Here is a 1,072-nt window from a genome sequence, read left to right on the forward strand (position 1 = left end):
AGTTGTTAAAAATAATGGCTCTCCTGGAATCGATGGGATGAAGGTTAAAGAGTTACATGCTCACTTCAGAGAATTCTATCCACAGATAAAAGAAAAACTGCTTAACGGTACTTATAAACCGCAAGCAGTTAAGAAAGTAGCCATTCCAAAACCGAATGGCAAAAAGAGAACTCTTGGAATTCCCGTCGCAAGAGATAGAGTTATCCAACAAGCAATCAAACAAGTTATCGAACCGATGATAAATCGCCAGTTTTCAAAACATAGTCATGGCTTTAGACCGAATCATAGTACAGGTACTGCATTGAAACAATGTATCCAATACTATGAGGAGGGTTATCACACAGTCGTCGACTGTGACTTAAAACAATGCTTTGATACGTTGAACCATGACAAATTGATGTATTTGTTTGAACGCTTTATACAAGACAAAGCTATCTCTAAATTTATCCGCAAAAGTTTACAAAGCGGGTCTGCAGACCTGTCTGGCGAATACGCAGAAAGAAAGACAGGCGCCCCTCAAGGTGGGGTTATATCTCCCTTGTTGTGTAATATCTATTTGCATGAACTGGATAAAGAATTAGAGAAGCGCGGACATCGTTTTGTGCGATACGCAGATGACTTCGTCATCTTTGTTAAATCAAAACGTGCCGGACAACGTGTCATGGAGAGTATCACAAACTTTATCGAAAAGGACCTGAAATTAACAGTGAATAAAGATAAAAGTAAGGTAGGTTCTCCCACACGTTTAAAGTTCTTGAGTTGTCTGATAACGAAAATAAATGGCACTTGTCGTTTCAGACCCACTATGGAAGCAAAAAGAAATTTAAAAGCCAAATTAAAGTGGGTCACAAGAAGAAATAGACATGGCACATTTACTGAGATTATAACAGAAATCAACGCGATTACTAGAGGTTGGATAAACTATTTTGGCAGAGGTTTTGTTAAAAAATTTATCCGCGAAATGCAAGAGTGGTTAAACCATCGAATCAGACAACTTATTTTAAAGCGATGGAAGAAGGTCAAAACAAAATACAAGATGCTTCGAAAATACGGATTAGACCACAATGGTGCT

Annotated in this window: 1 protein-coding gene; it reads left to right on the forward strand. The window is 38.1% G+C overall.

Features of this window, described 5'->3' with window-relative positions; all coding sequences use genetic code 11:
* Nucleotides 1-1,072 (forward strand): group II intron reverse transcriptase/maturase (gene ltrA, locus DVJ99_RS03040; RefSeq protein WP_240430806.1); only part of this gene is annotated, 1,072 nt, incomplete at both ends.

The organism is Staphylococcus sp. EZ-P03, assembly GCF_003344575.1.
In the GTDB taxonomy this organism is placed as follows: domain Bacteria; phylum Bacillota; class Bacilli; order Staphylococcales; family Staphylococcaceae; genus Staphylococcus; species Staphylococcus simulans_B.